Annotated in this window: 19 protein-coding genes; 10 read left to right on the forward strand and 9 right to left on the reverse strand. The window is 68.2% G+C overall.

The annotated features are described in order from the left end of the window. The first annotated feature begins 53 nt into the window (after positions 1 to 53). The 3 genes from ACZ3HV_RS25120 to ACZ3HV_RS25130 all read left to right on the forward strand — a co-directional run bounded on the left by ACZ3HV_RS25120 (position 54) and on the right by ACZ3HV_RS25130 (position 3,050). Positions 54 to 1,109, forward strand: coding sequence for an amidohydrolase family protein (locus ACZ3HV_RS25120; protein WP_465687407.1), 1,056 nt, complete (start codon positions 54 to 56; stop codon positions 1,107 to 1,109). Continuing rightward, positions 1,106 to 1,462, forward strand: a complete 357-nt coding sequence (locus tag ACZ3HV_RS25125; protein ID WP_360361180.1) for a YybH family protein — start codon at positions 1,106 to 1,108, stop codon at positions 1,460 to 1,462. Before ACZ3HV_RS25120 ends, ACZ3HV_RS25125 begins: the two co-directional genes overlap by 4 nt. Before the next feature lie 145 nt (positions 1,463 to 1,607). After that, positions 1,608 to 3,050, forward strand: coding sequence for an ankyrin repeat domain-containing protein (locus ACZ3HV_RS25130; protein WP_465687408.1), 1,443 nt, complete (start codon positions 1,608 to 1,610; stop codon positions 3,048 to 3,050). Here ACZ3HV_RS25130 and ACZ3HV_RS25135 read toward each other — a convergent pair. Beyond that, on the reverse strand, positions 3,016 to 4,119 hold the full coding sequence (locus ACZ3HV_RS25135; protein WP_465687409.1) for a calcium:cation antiporter: 1,104 nt from the start codon (positions 4,117 to 4,119) through the stop codon (positions 3,016 to 3,018). The genes ACZ3HV_RS25130 and ACZ3HV_RS25135 overlap by 35 nt on opposite strands. 64 nt (positions 4,120 to 4,183) lie before the next feature. Between ACZ3HV_RS25135 and ACZ3HV_RS25140 the strand changes: the two genes are divergently transcribed. After that, positions 4,184 to 4,690 (forward strand): GNAT family N-acetyltransferase, encoded by a 507-nt coding sequence (locus tag ACZ3HV_RS25140; RefSeq protein ID WP_465687410.1) that lies wholly within the window; start codon positions 4,184 to 4,186, stop codon positions 4,688 to 4,690. 107 nt (positions 4,691 to 4,797) lie between these two features. Continuing rightward, positions 4,798 to 5,643: an SCO6745 family protein gene (locus ACZ3HV_RS25145; protein ID WP_465687411.1), complete on the forward strand. Its 846-nt coding sequence runs from the start codon at positions 4,798 to 4,800 to the stop codon at positions 5,641 to 5,643. A gap of 167 nt (positions 5,644 to 5,810) precedes the next feature. Here ACZ3HV_RS25145 and ACZ3HV_RS25150 read toward each other — a convergent pair whose 3' ends face one another. After that, positions 5,811 to 6,698 (reverse strand): LysR family transcriptional regulator ArgP, encoded by an 888-nt coding sequence (locus ACZ3HV_RS25150; protein WP_465687412.1) that lies wholly within the window; start codon positions 6,696 to 6,698, stop codon positions 5,811 to 5,813. Between the two features lie 73 nt (positions 6,699 to 6,771). Between ACZ3HV_RS25150 and ACZ3HV_RS25155 the strand changes: the two genes are divergently transcribed. From ACZ3HV_RS25155 to ACZ3HV_RS25165, 3 genes are all read left to right on the forward strand, one after another. After that, complete coding sequence (locus ACZ3HV_RS25155) at positions 6,772 to 7,368, forward strand: LysE/ArgO family amino acid transporter (protein WP_465687413.1); 597 nt, start codon at positions 6,772 to 6,774, stop codon at positions 7,366 to 7,368. A 124-nt stretch (positions 7,369 to 7,492) separates the two neighbouring features. Next, positions 7,493 to 8,455 (forward strand): Abi family protein, encoded by a 963-nt coding sequence (locus ACZ3HV_RS25160; protein ID WP_465687414.1) that lies wholly within the window; start codon positions 7,493 to 7,495, stop codon positions 8,453 to 8,455. Positions 8,456 to 8,573: 118 nt separating this feature from the next. Then, positions 8,574 to 9,269, forward strand: a complete 696-nt coding sequence (locus ACZ3HV_RS25165; protein ID WP_465687465.1) for an MBL fold metallo-hydrolase — start codon at positions 8,574 to 8,576, stop codon at positions 9,267 to 9,269. A 73-nt stretch (positions 9,270 to 9,342) separates the two neighbouring features. On the opposite strand, the gene ACZ3HV_RS25170 is transcribed toward ACZ3HV_RS25165, so the two are convergent. Beyond that, entirely contained in the window at positions 9,343 to 10,254 is a 912-nt protein-coding gene (locus ACZ3HV_RS25170; RefSeq protein ID WP_465687415.1) for an SDR family oxidoreductase, read from the reverse strand. A 49-nt stretch (positions 10,255 to 10,303) separates the two neighbouring features. Between ACZ3HV_RS25170 and ACZ3HV_RS25175 the strand changes: the two genes are divergently transcribed. Next, positions 10,304 to 10,996 carry a TetR/AcrR family transcriptional regulator gene (locus ACZ3HV_RS25175; RefSeq protein ID WP_465687416.1) on the forward strand — a complete coding sequence of 231 codons (693 nt, stop codon included), beginning with the start codon at positions 10,304 to 10,306 and terminating at the stop codon, positions 10,994 to 10,996. On the opposite strand, the gene ACZ3HV_RS25180 is transcribed toward ACZ3HV_RS25175, so the two are convergent. The 3 genes from ACZ3HV_RS25180 to ACZ3HV_RS25190 form a co-directional block, all read right to left on the reverse strand. Next, on the reverse strand, positions 10,918 to 11,847 hold the full coding sequence (locus ACZ3HV_RS25180) for a DMT family transporter (RefSeq protein ID WP_465687417.1): 930 nt from the start codon (positions 11,845 to 11,847) through the stop codon (positions 10,918 to 10,920). The two genes, ACZ3HV_RS25175 and ACZ3HV_RS25180, sit on opposite strands and share 79 nt — an antisense overlap. Positions 11,848 to 11,882: 35 nt before the next feature. After that, positions 11,883 to 13,085: an MFS transporter gene (locus ACZ3HV_RS25185; protein ID WP_465687418.1), complete on the reverse strand. Its 1,203-nt coding sequence runs from the start codon at positions 13,083 to 13,085 to the stop codon at positions 11,883 to 11,885. Positions 13,086 to 13,166: 81 nt separating this feature from the next. Further along, the gene (locus ACZ3HV_RS25190; protein ID WP_360361651.1) at positions 13,167 to 13,736 is read right to left on the reverse strand and encodes a DUF4865 family protein; all 570 of its coding nucleotides are present in this window, start codon (positions 13,734 to 13,736) and stop codon (positions 13,167 to 13,169) included. A gap of 102 nt (positions 13,737 to 13,838) precedes the next feature. Between ACZ3HV_RS25190 and ACZ3HV_RS25195 the strand changes: the two genes are divergently transcribed. Next, complete coding sequence (locus tag ACZ3HV_RS25195) at positions 13,839 to 14,714, forward strand: hypothetical protein (protein ID WP_465687419.1); 876 nt, start codon at positions 13,839 to 13,841, stop codon at positions 14,712 to 14,714. Here ACZ3HV_RS25195 and ACZ3HV_RS25200 read toward each other — a convergent pair. The 3 genes from ACZ3HV_RS25200 to ACZ3HV_RS25210 are packed head-to-tail and all read right to left on the reverse strand — an operon-like array spanning position 14,701 to position 16,448. After that, positions 14,701 to 15,093 (reverse strand): GNAT family N-acetyltransferase, encoded by a 393-nt coding sequence (locus ACZ3HV_RS25200; protein ID WP_465687420.1) that lies wholly within the window; start codon positions 15,091 to 15,093, stop codon positions 14,701 to 14,703. The two genes, ACZ3HV_RS25195 and ACZ3HV_RS25200, sit on opposite strands and share 14 nt — an antisense overlap. After that, the gene (locus ACZ3HV_RS25205) at positions 15,090 to 16,088 is read right to left on the reverse strand and encodes a pyridoxal-phosphate dependent enzyme (RefSeq protein WP_465687421.1); all 999 of its coding nucleotides are present in this window, start codon (positions 16,086 to 16,088) and stop codon (positions 15,090 to 15,092) included. Before ACZ3HV_RS25205 ends, ACZ3HV_RS25200 begins: the two co-directional genes overlap by 4 nt. 3 nt (positions 16,089 to 16,091) lie before the next feature. After that, the gene (locus ACZ3HV_RS25210; RefSeq protein ID WP_465687422.1) at positions 16,092 to 16,448 is read right to left on the reverse strand and encodes a helix-turn-helix domain-containing protein; all 357 of its coding nucleotides are present in this window, start codon (positions 16,446 to 16,448) and stop codon (positions 16,092 to 16,094) included. Positions 16,449 to 16,489 lie beyond the last annotated feature (41 nt).

Raw genomic sequence — 16,489 nt, forward strand, 5'->3', positions numbered from 1 at the left:
TTCAAGTCATCGAGAACGTGAGCTGGGTCTCCTGCTGCGGCAGGATGGCGATCATGACGACCTGGGTCTTCGAAGGAACCGTCCTCCCGGCCGGTGACACCGCGCGGCTCGAGTTCGGCATCCCGGGCACCACGGACGCCACCGGTGCCACGGACCTGCTGCCCGGGCGGTTCGGCGTACCGGGGCTGGTGGACTCGCACTGCCACCTGACAGTGGGGACGGACGAGCTAGGCCCGCGGTTGTTCGGGGCCGACTTCGCCGGTGAGCGGCTCGGGCAACTCGCCGCGGCCGGCGTGAGCGCGGTCCGCGACGTCGGCGGGGACCGCTCGGTCACCCTGAAGCTGGCGGCCACCCAAGACGACGCCCGTCCCGTTGTCCTCGCGGCCGGACGATTCCTCGCGCCGAGCGGTCGCTACTTCCCGCGGATGCACGAGCCGGTCGAGCCGGAGGAACTGCTCACCGCAGTCGGCGCCGAGCTGGACGACGGCGCCACCTGGCTGAAGCTCGTCGCCGACTTCCCGGCGGTCGGCCCGGACGGCCCGGTCCGGGACAGCCCGATGGAGCAGACCTACCCGACCGACCTGGTCAGGGCCGTGGTCGAGCTCGCCCACGCCCGCGGCGCCCGGGTCGCGACGCACACGAACACCGAGATCGTCAGCGACCTGATCCGCGTCGGGGTCGATTCGATCGAGCACGGTACGTCGATCACCGAGCAGGACCTCGAGGTGCTCGGAGCTCGCGGCGGCGCGTGGACGCCGACGCTGTGCGCGTCCGTCGGTGAGCGGCCGGACGCCACGCCGGAGCAGGTCAAGCGACGCCAGGCCAAGTCGGAGTACCTCGCCTTGATGCTCAAGCTCGCCGATCGGTACGGCGTTCGGGTGCTGACCGGATCCGATGTCGTCGGGACCGTTGCCGGCGAGATCGACCTACTGGTGAAGCACGGCCTGACGGTCGGCCAGGCCCTGGTGGCCGCGTCGACCGGAGCGCAGGACTACCTCGGGTTGTCCGGCGACGGCAACCTCGTCACGTACGACGCGGATCCGCGCGAGCACCCAGAGGTCCTGGCGACCCCGGCCGCGATCGTCCTCAACCACCGCCGAATCTCATGAAGGAGAAGGACCTCGACAAATGGGTGGCGAGGTACCGCAAAGCGTGGGAGTCCAACGATCCGGCTGATATCGCAGCGCTCTGGACCGAGGACGCGGCGTGGTACCGGCGCCCGGACGAGGAGCCGGTCTTGGGCCGGGATGCGATCGTGCAGGCCTGGCTGGAAGTCGCCGACGCTCCGGGTGAGTCGCTGTTCGAGTACGAGGTGCTCGGCTTCGGTGACGGAGTCGGGTTCGTGCGCGGCTGGACGACGTACCAGACCGATCCACCGGGCGAGTTCAGCAACCTGTGGGTGATCCGGCTCGACCGGGATCGCGCGCACGAGTTCATCGAGTGGTGGATGGAAAAGCCTTAGTCGGTTAGGCTTCCGGGTAGGCACGCAGGGTGCCACCGGTCCGCGGGAAGGGCTCAGCCCACCTGTTCACGGAGCGATGTGGCAGATGTTCACCTCCTTTCTCGCCTGACCACGCGGACAGCAGGCTCGTAGAGAGGAGGTCGCGATGCCGACCCGAAATCTCCCGGACGACCCGAACCTGGAGCACCTGCGCAAGCAGGCCAAGACGTTGCTCAAGCAGGTCCGATCCGGCGACCGCGAAGCCGTTGCCCTGGCCGACGAGTTCCATCCCGTGCAATCGCTGGCCGACGCGCAATTGGTGATCGCCCGCAGCTACGGGTTCCCGAGCTGGCCGCGGATCGTGCGCCATCTCGAGCTCGTCGACAAGTACAGCCGTTCCCCGCATCGCCAGACGATCGGTGGGCCGCTCGACACGCCGGAGCAACGCGCTGACGAGTTCCTCCGGCTGGCGACACTGCACTACGGCCAGGACGATCCGGCCCGGCAGCAATCCGCCCGGGATCTCCTGGACCGGTTCCCAGAGGTTGCCCAGAGCAACATCTACACGAAGGTGGTGGCCGGCGAGCTGGACGCCGTACGGGCGGAGCTTCCACAGCACGCGCGGGCAGAAGGCGGACCGTACCGGTGGGAACCGTTGCTGTATCTGACCTACAGCCGCCTCGACGCACCCCATCAGGTCGAGATCGCTCGATTGCTGCTCGAGCACGACGCGGATCCGAACGCGGGCTATCTGTGGCAGGGCTTGCCGTCACCGTTCACCGCCCTGACCGGCGTATTCGGCCGAGGTGAAGGCGATCAGCCACCGCATCGCGACCGGGTCGAGCTCGCCCGGCTGCTGCTGGAGGCGGGCGCCGATCCGAACGACAGCCAGACCATGTACAACTGCGGTCCCGGGGCTCCCCCGCCGTACGACGATGTGCACCTGGAGCTCCTCCTCGAGTACGGACTGGGCCGGGGCGACGGCGGTCCGTGGCACGAGCGGATGACGACCGCACACCCGGCACCTCAGCAGCTCCTCGAGGACGAACTGGTCTTCGCATCCTCGACCGGCCTCCTCCATCGGGTCGAGCTAGTGCTTGCCCAGGGCACCGATCCGGAGGGCCGTGGGACCGAACATCCGGTGTTCTGCGGGCATCGCGCGTACGAGCTGGCCGCCGTACAGGGGCACGCCGAGATCGCCGAGCTACTCCGCGCTCGCGGTGCGGCTCCGCTGGACGAGGTCCACGAGGTGTTCGCCGCGATCATGCGGGGCGAGACCCCGGACGTCAGCCCCGAGCTCGCCGCGCGGGCCGTCGCACGCAATCCCTATCTGCCGATCCGGGCAGGCGAGATCGGGCGGACCGAGGCGTTGGAGCCATTGCGGAACCTGGGCTTCGACCTCGACATCATGGGCGGGTCAGGGCCGATCCACCAGGCGGCGATCAACGGTCACCTGGACACGGTCAAGAAGCTCATCGAGCTCGGCGCGGACCCGGAGCGGCGTGATCCGTCGTACGGCGGGAACGCGCTGGGCTGGGCCGAGCACAGTCACCAGCAAGCGGTGATCGACTACCTCAAGGGCTTACCGCGAGGAACAGGAACGCGCTGAACACCATCAAGTGGACGGCGCCCTGAAGCAGCGTGGCCCGACCGGTGGCGAGAGTGAGTGTGCTGGTCACCACGGTCAGCGCGAACAGCACCAGTTCCTTGCCATCAAGCCCCAGCACGAGCGGTCCGCTCAGCCAGATGGACGCGACCGCGATCGCCGGGATGGTCAGGCCGATGCTCGCGAGGGCCGAGCCGAGCGCCAGGTTGACACTGGTTTGGAGGCGGTTCCGCAGTGCCGCGCGTACTGCGGCAACCGTCTCCGGCAGCAGCACCAGCAGCGCGATCACGACACCGACGACAGCCAGCGGCGCGCCGGCCGACTCGACCGCCGACTCCAGTCTCGGCGAGACCGTCTTGGCCAGGCCGACCACCGAGATCAGGCAGACGAACAGCAAGCCAAGGCTGGCCAGCGCGACCTTCCCGCTCGGCGCGTGGGCGTGCACCTCCTCGTCGTCGGCGGCGTCGGTGTCCGACTGGACCGGGAGGAAGTAGTCCCGGTGCCGAATCGTCTGCACGAAGACGAAGACGCCGTACATGATCAAGGACGTGACGCCGGCGAACGCGAGCTGCGGCGGACTGAACTGCGGACCCGGCGCGCTCGTGGTGAACGTCGGCAGCACCAAACTCAGCGTGACGAGCGCGGTCATCACGGCCAGTGCACTGCTGGAGGCGTGGACCCGGAACTCCTGGACGTGGTGCCGCACTGAGCCGACAACGAGAGACAGTCCGAGGATGCCGTTGCAGGTGATCATCACCGCGGCGAACACCGTGTCGCGGGCGAGCGACGCAGCCTTGGCACCGCCGGACGCCATCAGCGTGACGATCAGCGCGACCTCGATGATGGTCACGGCGAGCGCGAGGATCAGGGTCCCGAACGGTTCACCGACCCGATGGGCGACGACTTCAGCGTGATGGACCGCGGCGATCACCGCCGCGCCGAGCCCGGCGCAGACCAGGATCAGCAGCACCGCGCCCAGGTCACGGCCCCAGGACAGCAGCAGGACAACGAAAGCGAGCGGGGGGACGGCCAGACTCCAGCGCGGCAGCCCTTGGACCACGGTGTTTGTCATCCTCGGACAGCCTATCGGCAATCCACTTGGCATCCGGTCTCTGACGGGTGATGCTTCTCGCACGATGACTGTGCAGATCAGGATTGCTACCGACGCTGACTGGCCCGCTATCTGGCCGTTCTTTCACGAGATCGTCACCGCGCGGGAGACGTACACCTACGATCCGGAACTCACCGAGGAGCAGGCGCGGGCGCTGTGGATGTCGCCGTCGAGTTCGCCGTTGGCCCGGACCACGGTTGCGGTCGATGCCGACGGCACCGTTCTGGGCAGCGCCAACATGTATCCGAACCGGCCGGGCCCCGGCGCGCATGTCGCCAGCGCGAGCTTCATGGTCGACGGTGCGGCCCGCGGCAAGGGTGTCGGCCGGTTGCTCTGCGAGGACATGATCGCGTGGGCCGGCCATGAGGGCTTCCGGTCGATCCAGTTCAACGCCGTGGTGGAGACGAACGAGCCGGCCGTGCACCTCTGGCAGACCCTCGGCTTCCGCATCGCCGGCACCGTCCCCGAGGCGTTCAACCACCCCAAGCTCGGGTACGTCGGTCTGCACGTGATGTACCGCCCACTGCGCTAATGGCCGGGCCTCCGGCGCCGGCGGTCATGGGGCTTTTACTCCCGGCCTTCCCTCGTCGCTCCAGTCGCTTCGCTCCCTCCACTCCTCAGTCCAGGCCGGGAGGCCCCATGACCGACAACCGGGCTCGCCGGATGTGGAAGGCGCTTGAGCCGTTTCACGCGATCACGTACTTCTCGCCGGACACCAGGCAGGCCACGGACGCCCTCGGTCTGAAGGGTGGCTGGATGAGCTACTTCGGTTGCCGGGCAGCTCCTCTCGGTCCGGTCGGCCCGGCTCTCGTCGCCGCGGTGTTCTACAACTTCCACCCGGCGATGGTCGCTCGTGCGTTGCCGGATGCCTGGAGCTATGCGACTCCGGAACAGCTGCTCGACGCACGGTTGTCGGCCGTCGACAGCGCCGTACGGCGTCTCTTCCCGAGCGCCTCGTTCGGTCGCGCGGCCGAGGTGGCTCGTCGGGCCGCCGAGCTGGCGCCTGTTGGCGGGCGACCGATCGCCGCGGCTAACGCGGCGCTGGAATGGCCGGACGAACCACATCTGGTGTTGTGGCAGGCGACGACGATCCTGCGGGAGTCCCGGGGTGACGGGCATGTGGCTGCGCTGGTCGGCGCGGGCCTCAGCCCGTGTCAGACGTGCGTGACGATCTCCGCCGCGGGTGGCCCGTCCAAGGAGGTCTTCCAGGTCAACAGGCGGTGGAGCGATGAGGACTGGGCCGCCGCTGAGGACGACCTGCGCGATCGTGGGCTGCTCGACTCTGCAGGCGCGCTCACGGACGCCGGGCGAGCGTTGCGGCAGCAGGTCGAGGACACCACGGACGCGCTGGCCGAGCAGGGGTGGCGAGCGCTGGGGGACGAACTGACCGCCGAGCTGCACGACTTGGTGCACCCGTTGAGCGCCACGCTGATGTCCGCCGGTGTGATCCCGCCGGACAACCCGATGGCAATGCGCTGGGACTGACCCTCGAGCCGGTCCGCTGGGGCTAGCATTCGAGCCGGTCCGCAACCTGGCGGATCGAGGCAAGTGGTTCGCGGCGCTGCGGAACCTCACTTTCCGGATGCTGCCGTACCTGCCGTGGCGGAAGCTGATCGACGAGCTGCCGCTGAAGGTGGGCAACGCGATCGACCTCAGGACGTACGAAGACCAGTCGCAGCGGCCCGCAGCACCGCGGCCGTGAGCGCGTCGAGGATGCCGGACTCGAGCTTCCAGTGCTGCCAGTACAACGGCACGTCGATGTACTTGCCTGGGGCAACATCCACCAGGCGGCCGGCGGCCAGCTCGGGTTCGGCGACCTCGTCCTCGATCATTCCCCAGCCGAGCCCGATCCGGACGGCCTGGTGGAAGGCACCGGGCGCCGGGACCGCGTGGGTCGGTGGATCGAGCTTCCGCCTGGTGACCTTGCGGATCAGGCGGTGCTGGAGAATGTCCTTGGCGTTGAACACCATCATCGGGGCGTCCGCCAACGCATCGGCCAGCGGCTTGCCAGTCAGCCAGCGTTCGGCGTACTCGGGGGTGGCGACCGGCAGGTACCGCATCTTGCCGAGCGGTACGACGCGGCAGCCCTGGACCGGCCGTGGATCGGCGGTCACCGCGGCCAGGACCGTGCCGTTGCGGAGGAACTCGGCGGAGTGCTCCTCGTCCTCCTGGTGAACCAGGAACCTGGCGTCATGGTTCTGCGACAGGTCGAGCATGGCGGGCAGGAACCAGTTGTTGAGCGAGTCCGCGTTCACCGCGATCGGGAGCCGGAGCGCGTCGACCGTACCCCGGACAGCAGTGATCGCCTCGAGCTCGAGCAACGAGACCTGGCGGGCGAGCCGGAGCACCGCCTGGCCGGCCTCGGTCGGTCGCGCGGGCTTCCCGCGCATCACCACGACCTGGCCGAGCCGGCTCTCCAGGGCCTTGATCCGCTGACTGACCGCGGACGGCGTCACTTGCAGACGCCGGGCGGCCGCGTCGAAACTGCCTTCGTCGACGACGGCCGCGAACGTCTCGAGCTGCGCGGAGTCGAACTGCATGATGAAGCAATTCTAATGGTGCGTGAGAATCTTTAGCTGGTTTGTACAGCTGAAACTTCCTACCGTCGACGACATGCCCCTCCTCGCCGGCTTTGCCACGTCCTTGACCCTGATCGTCGCGATCGGCGCGCAGAACGCCTTCGTGCTCCGTCAGGGCCTGCGCCGTGAACACGTACTGCCGGTCGTCCTCACCTGCGCACTGTCCGACGCGCTCCTGATTTCCGGCGGCATCGCCGGCCTCGGCGCCTTGCTCACCCGCAGCCAACTGGCCCTCGACATCGCCAAGTTCGGCGGCGCCGCGTTCCTCTTCCTGTACGCCGGTTTCGCCGCGAAGCGAGCCCTCAACCCCGGCTCCATCAGCCCCGCCGACCACGCCCCCGCGGCCCTCCGCAGCGTCGTACTGACCTGCCTCGGATTCACCTACCTGAACCCGCACGTCTACCTCGACACCGTCGTCCTGCTCGGCTCCCTGGCCAACCAACGCGGCACCGACGGCCGCTGGCTCTACGGCCTCGGCGCCGTCACCGCCAGCTTCACCTGGTTCTTCACTCTCGGCTTCCTCTCCCGCAAACTGACCCCCCTCTTCGCCCGCCCCCGCTCCTGGCAATTCCTCGACACAGCCATAGCCGTACTCATGGCCACCCTCGCGACCTGGATGCTCGTGCCCTGATATCCACAATCCTGGATTTCCTGCCGCACGCGGACAAGCCGTCGGTGTATGCTTGTTCACAACACGGCCAGCCCCTCTGCCCCTCGAGGCACGGGCTGGTTTTCTTTGTCCCTGGGGGATTTCCGTGACTGCCTACACCAAGCCCCACCTCGCGTTCGCCGACCAAGTCAGCCTGCTGAAGAGCAGAGGACTGATCGTCGACGACGAGGCCGACGCGGAGCGCCTGCTGCGTGCCATCGGCTACTACCGGCTGAGTGGCTACTGGTACTCCTACCGCCGCCGCCTCGACGGCCCTGACCGTGACGACCAGTTCGTCGAGGGCACCACCTTCCGACAGGTGGTCAGGCTGTACGACGCCGATCGCCGACTGAAACTGCACGTCCTCGACGCTCTCGAGCGGATCGAGATCGGTGTTCGCGTCTTGATCGGATTCACGCTCGGACGACGTGGGGCTTATGCGCACTTGGACGCAGGGAATCTCGACGGTCGCTTCACCCGGTCCAGCGGCGGCCGGCCGAGCACCTACGACCGATGGCTGCGGAAGATGCTCGCCGCACAGACCAGGTCGTCGGAGGATTTCGTCCTGCACTTCCAGCACAAGTACGACGGGCGGCTCCCGGTCTGGGTGATGACCGAGATCCTGGATTTCGGCTCGATGAGCTACCTGTTCCAAGGACTGAAGTCGTCGGATCGGAACGAGATCGCGGCCAGGCTGGACATCCTGGATAGGCACAGCGACGGCAACGGCGGCGCACAGGCCAACTGGTTGCGGGTGCTCAACTACGTTCGCAATGTCTGCGCCCACCATTCTCGACTGTGGAACAGGAACCTCGTCGATCAGATCGCGCCGAGCCATCTGCGCTCGATCCCGGACCTGCATCATCTGGCCGATCGTGAGGTGTCGCACTTCCGGATCTACTCGACACTGTGCATCGTCGCCTTCCTGCTGGCGCGCGTCGGCCAAGGACCGCACTGGGCGGCGCAGGTCAGCGAATTGCTGAGCGAGGAGATCACTGCCTGCGGACGCGGTCTTCATGAGCTGGGCTTTCCCAGCGGCTGGGCAGCTGAGCGGCCGTGGGTCGGGTGAGGGGAGGTTGCGGATGGATGTGACGGTGCTCTGTGATGCGGTGGCGGTGTTTCCGGAGGGGGTTTCGGATGCGTTGCCTGGGTGGACGGCTGAGCATGCCGGGTGGACTGCTGACGTGATGCCGGGGAACGTGCGGGGGGACGGGTGGTGGCTGCATTTTCATAGCTTCTTGGTGGCTGGGGATTCGGGGGTTGTGTTGGTGGATGCGGGGGTGGGGCCGGCTGGGGGTGAGGCTGGGGAGTGGTTGGGGGTTTCGGGGCGGTTGCCGGGGTTGTTGGGGTTGGCGGGGGTGGGGGTGGATGAGGTTGATGCGGTGGTGTTGACGCATGTGCATCTGGATCACGTGGGATGGGCTGCGGATGGGGCGGTGCCGATGTTTCCGCGGGCGGAGTACGTCGTGCAGCGGGACGAGGTCGAGCACGTGCGGGGTGGGGTGACGTACGAGCGGATGATTCGGCCGATCGTGGACGCGGGGCAGTTGCGGGTGGTGGAAGGGGAGACCGCGTTGCGGGGGATGCGGTTGGTGCCGACGCCGGGGCATACGCCTGGACATCAGTCGGTGGTGACGGAGCGGGCGGTGCTCGGGGGTGATGTGCTCGTGCATCCCGCGCAGGCTCGGTGGCCTGAGCTCACCTATGTGTACGAGCGGGATCCGGCGGTGGCCGTGACGTCGCGGCGAGAGGTGCTCGCGATGGCGGCGACGCTGGGGATCCCGATCGCAGCATCACATCCGCATGCGGCCCTGTCGGCAGATGCGCGGCCAGTTGCAGCGGCGGGCGCCGGCGACGTCGTCTGTCCGCCCTACAAGTTGTAGGCGTCAGCCGGCGACATGGCCTGTCCGCCTGCAAGCTTCAGCGGTCGGCGTCAGCTGGCGACGTGATCCGGCTTCAGCGGTAGCCGGTGGTGTCGGCTGGTTTGCCGGGGTCTTGGATTTCGGTGATGTAGCGCCAGGCGTCGGGGCGGGTGCCGTCCAGGTCGGTGAAGTTGTAGAGCTGAGCCAGTTCGCCGCTGGAGGTGGACTTGCCGTTCCAGTGGCGCACGTCGGGATCGGAAGCGAGGGCGGCTACCGCGCGGCCGACGTACGACGGGCTTTCGGAGATCGCGAAGTGCGGGATGCGTTCGGTCGCGTCTTGCCAGGTCGCCTCGGTCACGCCGAAGCCGTCGAGCATTGCCTCGGAGCGCAGCCAGCCGGGGGTGAGCAGTACGGCGGTCGCGTCGTACTGGGCGAGCTCGTGGGCCAGGGCGAACGCCATCCGGCTGACGGCACCCTTCGCGACGTCGTAGAAGAACGACACGCGGTAGTGGTCGGCGTTGTAGTCGTTCGTCCCGTCGGTCATCTCGATGACGAGGCCGCCGGGCGACTTGATCAGCAGCGGCAGCGCGTAGTGGCTGGTAATCGCGTGCGTGTGTACGCCCAGCTGCAGCAACCGCAGGCCGCCCTCGAGGTCGCTCTCCCACACCGTCTTGTCCCACTCGGGCTGGCCGTGCTGACCCCAGATGTCGTTGACCAGGATGTGCAGCGCGCCCTGCTCACGCTCGATCCGGTCGATCAGGTCGCGTACCTGGTCGGGCACGAGATGGTCGACCGGTACGGCGATGCCGTGGCCGCCGGCCGCGTCGACGAGCTCCGCGGTGTCCTCGATCGTCTCCGGCCGGTTCATCTCGGATCGCCCGGCCCGCGTGCTGCGGCCGGTCACGTAAACCGTCGCGCCGGCGGCGCCGAGCTCGACCGCGATCCCCCGCCCGGCCGCCCGGCTCCCGCCGGCCACCAGCGCCACCTTCCCCGCCAACGGCTTCATGCCGCCTCCTCCTTTTCCATACACTGTATGATTATGTACCATACGACGTATGATTAACCCTGGCAAGCGCTCCGGACGGCCCCGGGCCGGCGAGGAGCGGCTCAGCCGGGAGGCGATCCTGACCGCGGCGCTGCGGATCGTCGACGACGAGGGCATCGACGCGCTGACCATGCGCCGGCTCGCCGCGACGCTCGAGGTCAACCCGATGTCGCTCTACCACCACCTTCCGAACAAGGCTGCCGTCCTGGCCGGTCTCGCGGAGTTGGTGTTCGCAGGGCTCGAGTACCCCGACCCGGGCGACACCGTGCCATGGGACGAACAGCTGAAGGACGCCGCGCGGGTCTACCGGAACGCACTCCGGGCCCATCCGAACCTCGCCCTGCAGGTGCTTTCGGACACCTCGGCGGTGTCGGACGTCGTGGTGGTCACGATGGAGCCGTTCTATCGCGCGCTCGACCGGGCCGGTCTGTCACCGCGCCAAGTCTTCGAGGCGGCGAACACACTCATCGACTTCCTCCACGGCTTCAGTCTGGGCGAGGCCTCGGTCCGCGCCGACACCTTCGAACTGGCTCCCGATCTGCTCACCCGCGTGGAAGGGCTGCCTGCAGGCAAGGCACCCACCCTCGCCCGGATCGTCGGCGAGCTCGGCTCCGAAGGGCTCGCCTACGACTTCGACAGCGGCTTCGAATCCGGACTGGCCACCTTGACAGCCGGGGTCGCCGCCACGGTCCGCCGCCGATAACGGGAGATCGCGACACCGATCAGACAGAGCACTCCGCCGAGGTACGCCAGCGGCGCCGGGCTCTCGTCGAGGAGGAGCCAGCCGAGGAAGATCGTCAGCGGCGGAACCAGGTACGTCGTAGCCCCCATTCGACCGGCCGTGGTCCGGGCCAGCGCGTAAGCCCAGGTCGTGAAGGCGATCGCGGTCGGGAACGCACCGAGGAAGACCACCCACCAGATGGTCGAAGGCTTGGCGTCGCCCGCCTCCCGGACCAGCGTCGGCGCGAACGGCAGGCACGCGACCGCACCGATCAGGCACGACAGCCAAGTCACCTCGAGCGCGGGCAGGCGGGCGAGCAACGGCTTCTGCGACACGACACCGATCGCGTACGCCGCAGCGGCCACCAGGCAGAGCAGGACACCCCAGGTCTCGGTTGTCCCCGAAGACGACGAGAGACCGATCAGGACGACACCACCGAACGCGGCGACGCTGCCGATCAGGAGCTGGCGCGGGAATCCCTCGTGCAGCAGTACGCCGGCCAGCAGTGCGATCAGTAGCGGGCCGATGTTCACGAGCATCGCCGTCGTCCCCGCGTCGAGGCGGCGCTCGGCCTCGTTCAGCGCGAGGTTGTAGACGCCGAACCAGAGCAGGCCGCAGATCAGCAGGAACTTCCAGTCCGCCCGCGCCGGCCAGCGCCGCGGCCGGGTGAACACGAAGATGCCGAGCAGCACACTGCCGACCAGCAACCGGCCCAGGGACAGGGCGCCGGCCGAGATCTCCTGACCGACGTGGCGGATCGCGACGAACGCCGATGCCCACAACACCACCGTCACCGCGGCCGCGCCGGCGGCCGGCACACCCTGTTTCCTCATGCTGTTGGAACGCTCTCTCTGCTGATGATGTGAGGCTAGGTGTCGGTTGCTTCGGCGCTCACCGAATCGCGCGGCGCCGGGAGCGCGAACGGTACGACGAGTGCCGTCAGCACCACCGGGATCGTCAACGCGGCGACCAGGATCGACATCGTGAACCAGATCGACCCGACCGCGAACCCCGCGTAGACCGCGACCGCGAAGACCTCGGCGAAGAACCCCGAGACCGACGTGACGGTCGCCCGCGCCGGTCCGGCGATGGAGTCCTGCAGCCGCGCGTCGGCGATCACGATCACCAGCTGCATCACGCCGTACCCGAGCGCGATCGGCAGGAAGCCCCAAACCGACCGGCTGAGCGAGCCGGCCGCGATCAGCACCGCCGTTGCGGCCAACCCAACTGCAAAGGTTGCTGCAGGCAACTTGTACGCCGGTCCCGCGAGCGCACCGCCGATCGCCTGGGCGGCGACCGTACCGGCGATCAGCAACGGGATCGCGCTGGTGCTGGCACCGGCTTCTCGGGCAAGCAACGGGAAGTACTCGTCGAACGCCAGGAATCCACCGAGCAACGCAACCAGCGCCACTGCTCGCCGGACCAGACGACTGGTCAACACCTCCGTCACACCGGAATGCAGCATGCGAAGGTAATTGGTGAAGGCTGCCTTCGCGCCCGGCTCATCCGACTCTCGAGCGGTCTCCACCGGCCGGGCTTCGGGCAGGGACCACGCCACCACTGCCTGGGTCAGGCAGCTGGCGACACTGACAACACCGGCCAACGTGTAACCGCCGAGGTCGAACAGCGGCGTCGCCAACGCGGTTGCCACGAGGTTCGCCACGAACGACGCGGACCTGGCTCGGCCGAGCAGGCTCGCGTAACGGTCGGTGCGGTCGCGGGCCGCGAGCTCGTCGTACACGAAGGCTTCGAAGGTGCCGGAGATCAGCGCCGACGACGTACCCCACAGCACGAAGCCGAGCGCGAAGCCGGCGAACGACGGCAGCGTGATCCACGCGGCGTAGCCCAGCCCGCTGATCAGTGCACCGAGAACCAGCAGCTTGCGCCGGGAGTACGTGTCCGCCCAGGCACCCGACGGCACCTCGAGGACGAACGCGGTCGTCGACCAGATGACGAACAGCGTCGAGATCTGGGCCGCCGACAGTCCGTGATCGGCGAACAGCAACTGGTACAGCGGATACAGCGGGATGAAGTCCTGCAGCGCCTCGAAGGCGACGATGCGCGCGGACAAGCCGCGTGGCAGGCGGTCGGGTCGGTCAGAACGTCAAAGGTGCGGGCTCGGGTATCTCATGTCCAAGAAGATACGGCGATGTCAGCCGCCGAGCAGGTCTTTTGTGCCAGGTGTGGATAAGTGCAGGACCTGGTACCGAGTTCCCGGCACCGCACCCGGCTCCGCACTGCTCCACAGCGTGAAGTGAACGAGCTCCCACCGGGTCGGATCCACTGCCAGCGCGGCAGAGTGCACCTGCGCCAGACCCGCCGTCTCGCGGAGCGTCTCCACCGCCGCCGCCACCGGATCCGCTGGGTCCACGTCCGGAGTCAGCAACTGCGTGTGCTTGGTGGCGCTCAGCGCCGGCTGATCCACAGCCGGCCCGGACAGCGCCTCGACCCCGGTCCAGTGCCGCACCGGCGGTCGGCCGAACGACGTACAGATCGCGGTGAAGAAGCCTCCACCCCACAGGAACCGGCCCATCCCGGCCGGATCGTTCCACAGGTAGAAGGGCGCGTACTGGTTGACCATCGCGCCGTTCGCCCGGTCCTGGATCAGGTACGCCTTCAGGCCGAGTCCGTCGAAGTCGTCGAGCCGATGCCCGGTCGTCTCCACCCGGCGACGAATGATCCCCATGTCGTAGTCGGTCGGCAACGAGATTTCGTACTGCATCGCGTACACGGCGTCCACCCTCTCGGTCGAATGCTGAACATACTAGTAGGTACAGAGCTAAATGGGGAGCGCCGGGAGACCGCGTTCCGTCACAGTGGGGCGATGGGAGATGTGAGCGCGCGGTTCTGGGCGAAGCTGCCGGATGGCAGCCGGGACGCCCTCGTCGACGAGTTGAGCCAGTCCGAGCTGCAGTCGGTGCTGCTGGACGTGAGTCGCGAGCGCGCCGCCAAGGTGACGCCCGCCAGGCTGCTGCAGCGGTGGCAGCAGGACCGGTTCGTCCGGCCGTCGACCACCGATCCGCGCCGGCTGGCGAAGACTCACCAGCACCTCTGGGAGCGGCTGCCCGCGAAGTTCGCGGGCGTCGAGCTGTCGCCGGTGACGCCGCTCGGCACGAGCTCGGCGATGGCGACCATCAACCAGCACCAGGTGCTCAGCACGATCCGCGGGACCGAGGTCGCCAGCGACCCGACCAACGAGCTCGCGATCGAGGCCGCCGTACGGCGTCGGGCCGGACAGACCCGGGTCGACCTCGCCGCGTGCCAGCGGGTGGTACGCGCGCAGGCGGTCGACGGACCGGGGATGTTCGCGCACTTCGAGTTGTTCGTCCTGGTGTCGAGTGCGCGGGACACGGGCTCGGGGCGGACCGAGGCGGAGCTGCTGGTCGATCACCTGCGCTTCTGGCACGACGTACTGGGCGATGAGGCCGACCTCAGCTTCACCATGTTCACGCCGTCGGCGGTGCGCGAGCGGATCGACGACACGGTCCGGCCGGCGTTGAAGGTCGAGCTCGCCGAGGACACCGAGCGGACGAAGAGCGCGAACTACTACTCCGGTACGGCGCTGGGCATCGGCCGCGACGGGTCCGAGCTGGGCGACGGCGGCTTCACCACGTGGACCGCGGATCTCCTGGGCGACCAGAAGGAACGCTGCCTGACCTCGTGTATCTCGACCGAGCGCCTGACGGCTATCGGAGTTTGAGCAGCCCGGCGTCGGTCGGCCGGAAGCCGCACGCGTCCTCGTAGAAGGCTTTCAGTTGCGGTTCGTAGTCGACATGCAACCACTCACACCCGGCAGCTTTGGCCTCCTCGGCCGCGGTCAGCACCAACTGCTTCCCGATCCCCTGCCGACCGTGATCCGGATGGACGGCGGTGTCCAGTACGAACGCATGCGCACCGCCGTCCCAGCACACCTGCACGAACCCGACCAGCTGATCGTTGCTGAAGGCCCCCACCCAGGTCAGCGCCCACCGCTCCAACCGCTCCGCCCACGCACTGACCTCGAGCTCGCTCTGGAACGCGAGCGCATGCAACGTCGACAACTCCCGATCGTCCACCGGGAACCTGACCACGTACTTCACGACAGCACCCCCGCGGCTGCGCCCTCGGTGTTGATCAGGATGACTGTGGTGTCCGGGGCGAGGGCCAAGCGGTTGCGAGCTGCGCGCAGGCCGGCGAGCGTGGCGGCGCCGCTCGGGCCTGAGGAGATGCCGGATGCCTTCAGGTCGTCCGCGGCCCGCAAAGCCTCCTCGTCCGAGACGGTGACCGCGTAGTCGAGGCCTGAGCGCAGTACGGGCCAGGCGAGGGTGGATGGGGTGCCACAGTTCAGGCCGGCCATGATCGTCTTGCCAGTAGGCACAGTCACCAGTTCACCGGCCAGGAGGCTGGTGGTGACGCAGGACGCGGTGGCGGGCTCGACTCCGAGCACGGCGGGTGTGATCGGACCACTGCGGTAGTGGGTGACGGCGGCCTGGGCGATCGAGCCCACTCCCATCGGTACGGCGACCAGATCGGGCTGTGCGTCGATCTCCCGGAACAGAGTCGAGTACCCGTCGACGATGTGCTGCGGCACCACCTCGTACCCAGGCCACGCCGAGTCCTGGATCAGCAGCCGGTCATCCGACGCGCACGACGCTGCCTCGGCGACCGCGGCGTCGTACGAGTCGGGTACGACGGTCACCGTGGCTCCCTCGGACCGGATTGCGTCGATCGCCGCGTCACTCACCACATCAGGGACGAACACGTGGGACGGCAGACCGAGCATCGCGGCCCGGCGCGCGACGGCCCGGCCATGGTTGCCGTCAGTTGCGGTGACGAGCTCCACCGGACCTGGGCGATCCTGGAGCGCACGGTGGATTGCCCACCACGCTCCGAGCGCCTTGAACGCGGGCAGGCCGAGCCGGTGCGACTCGTCCTTCACCAGGACCTGGCCGACGCCGAGCTCGGACGCCAGCGACGGGACAGCGGTCAGCGGGGTCGGCCGGTAGCCGGGGAGGCTCTGGTGGAACGCCAGTACCTCCGCCGGTGCAGGCGCCGTACGCCAGGATCGGGCGGCCGGGTTCTCGTACCAGCGCACCAACTAAGCGACCAGGGCGAAGGCCTGGGCGGAAGCGGAGTGCGCGTGCGGAGACGACGGGATGCGGTGCGGGGACGACTGCTCGACCCGGATGGACGCGGTCTGGAGGTGGATCGGCAGCGTGGCGCGGACCGCCGTGGCGAGGTCGAACTGCACCTCGGCCAGCAGGTCGGTCAGCTCGAGGTCCAGGGCGCGGCAGATCGCGGCGAGGATCTCCGAGGACGGCTCCTTGCGGCCGCGCTCGATCTCGGACAGGTAGGGCACCGACACCTGAGCCAGCTCGGCGAGCTCGCGCAGGGTGATCCCCCGCTCGCGCCGCAACCGGCGAAAGACGTTCCCGATCACCTGGCGTAGCAACACGTCGTGGCCCTCCTCGCCTCCGGATGTCCTGTATCGAGTGT

The organism is Kribbella sp. NPDC020701 (assembly GCF_055562215.1).

Bases quoted from the DNA above. Each gene is read 5' to 3' on its own strand.
- ACZ3HV_RS25170 (WP_465687415.1), bottom strand. From the start codon at position 10,254: ATGAAGCCGTTGGCGGGGAAGGTGGCGCTGGTGGCCGGCGGGAGCCGG.
- ACZ3HV_RS25175 (WP_465687416.1), top strand. From the start codon at position 10,304: ATGATTAACCCTGGCAAGCGCTCCGGACGGCCCCGGGCCGGCGAGGAG.
- ACZ3HV_RS25155 (WP_465687413.1), top strand. From the start codon at position 6,772: ATGCCCCTCCTCGCCGGCTTTGCCACGTCCTTGACCCTGATCGTCGCG.
- ACZ3HV_RS25180 (WP_465687417.1), bottom strand. From the start codon at position 11,847: ATGAGGAAACAGGGTGTGCCGGCCGCCGGCGCGGCCGCGGTGACGGTG.
- ACZ3HV_RS25150 (WP_465687412.1), bottom strand. From the start codon at position 6,698: ATGCAGTTCGACTCCGCGCAGCTCGAGACGTTCGCGGCCGTCGTCGAC.
- ACZ3HV_RS25145 (WP_465687411.1), top strand. From the start codon at position 4,798: ATGACCGACAACCGGGCTCGCCGGATGTGGAAGGCGCTTGAGCCGTTT.
- ACZ3HV_RS25125 (WP_360361180.1), top strand. From the start codon at position 1,106: ATGAAGGAGAAGGACCTCGACAAATGGGTGGCGAGGTACCGCAAAGCG.
- ACZ3HV_RS25130 (WP_465687408.1), top strand. From the start codon at position 1,608: ATGCCGACCCGAAATCTCCCGGACGACCCGAACCTGGAGCACCTGCGC.
- ACZ3HV_RS25120 (WP_465687407.1), top strand. From the start codon at position 54: ATGACGACCTGGGTCTTCGAAGGAACCGTCCTCCCGGCCGGTGACACC.
- ACZ3HV_RS25135 (WP_465687409.1), bottom strand. From the start codon at position 4,119: ATGACAAACACCGTGGTCCAAGGGCTGCCGCGCTGGAGTCTGGCCGTC.
- ACZ3HV_RS25195 (WP_465687419.1), top strand. From the start codon at position 13,839: ATGGGAGATGTGAGCGCGCGGTTCTGGGCGAAGCTGCCGGATGGCAGC.
- ACZ3HV_RS25165 (WP_465687465.1), top strand. From the start codon at position 8,574: ATGCCGGGGAACGTGCGGGGGGACGGGTGGTGGCTGCATTTTCATAGC.
- ACZ3HV_RS25140 (WP_465687410.1), top strand. From the start codon at position 4,184: ATGACTGTGCAGATCAGGATTGCTACCGACGCTGACTGGCCCGCTATC.
- ACZ3HV_RS25190 (WP_360361651.1), bottom strand. From the start codon at position 13,736: ATGCAGTACGAAATCTCGTTGCCGACCGACTACGACATGGGGATCATT.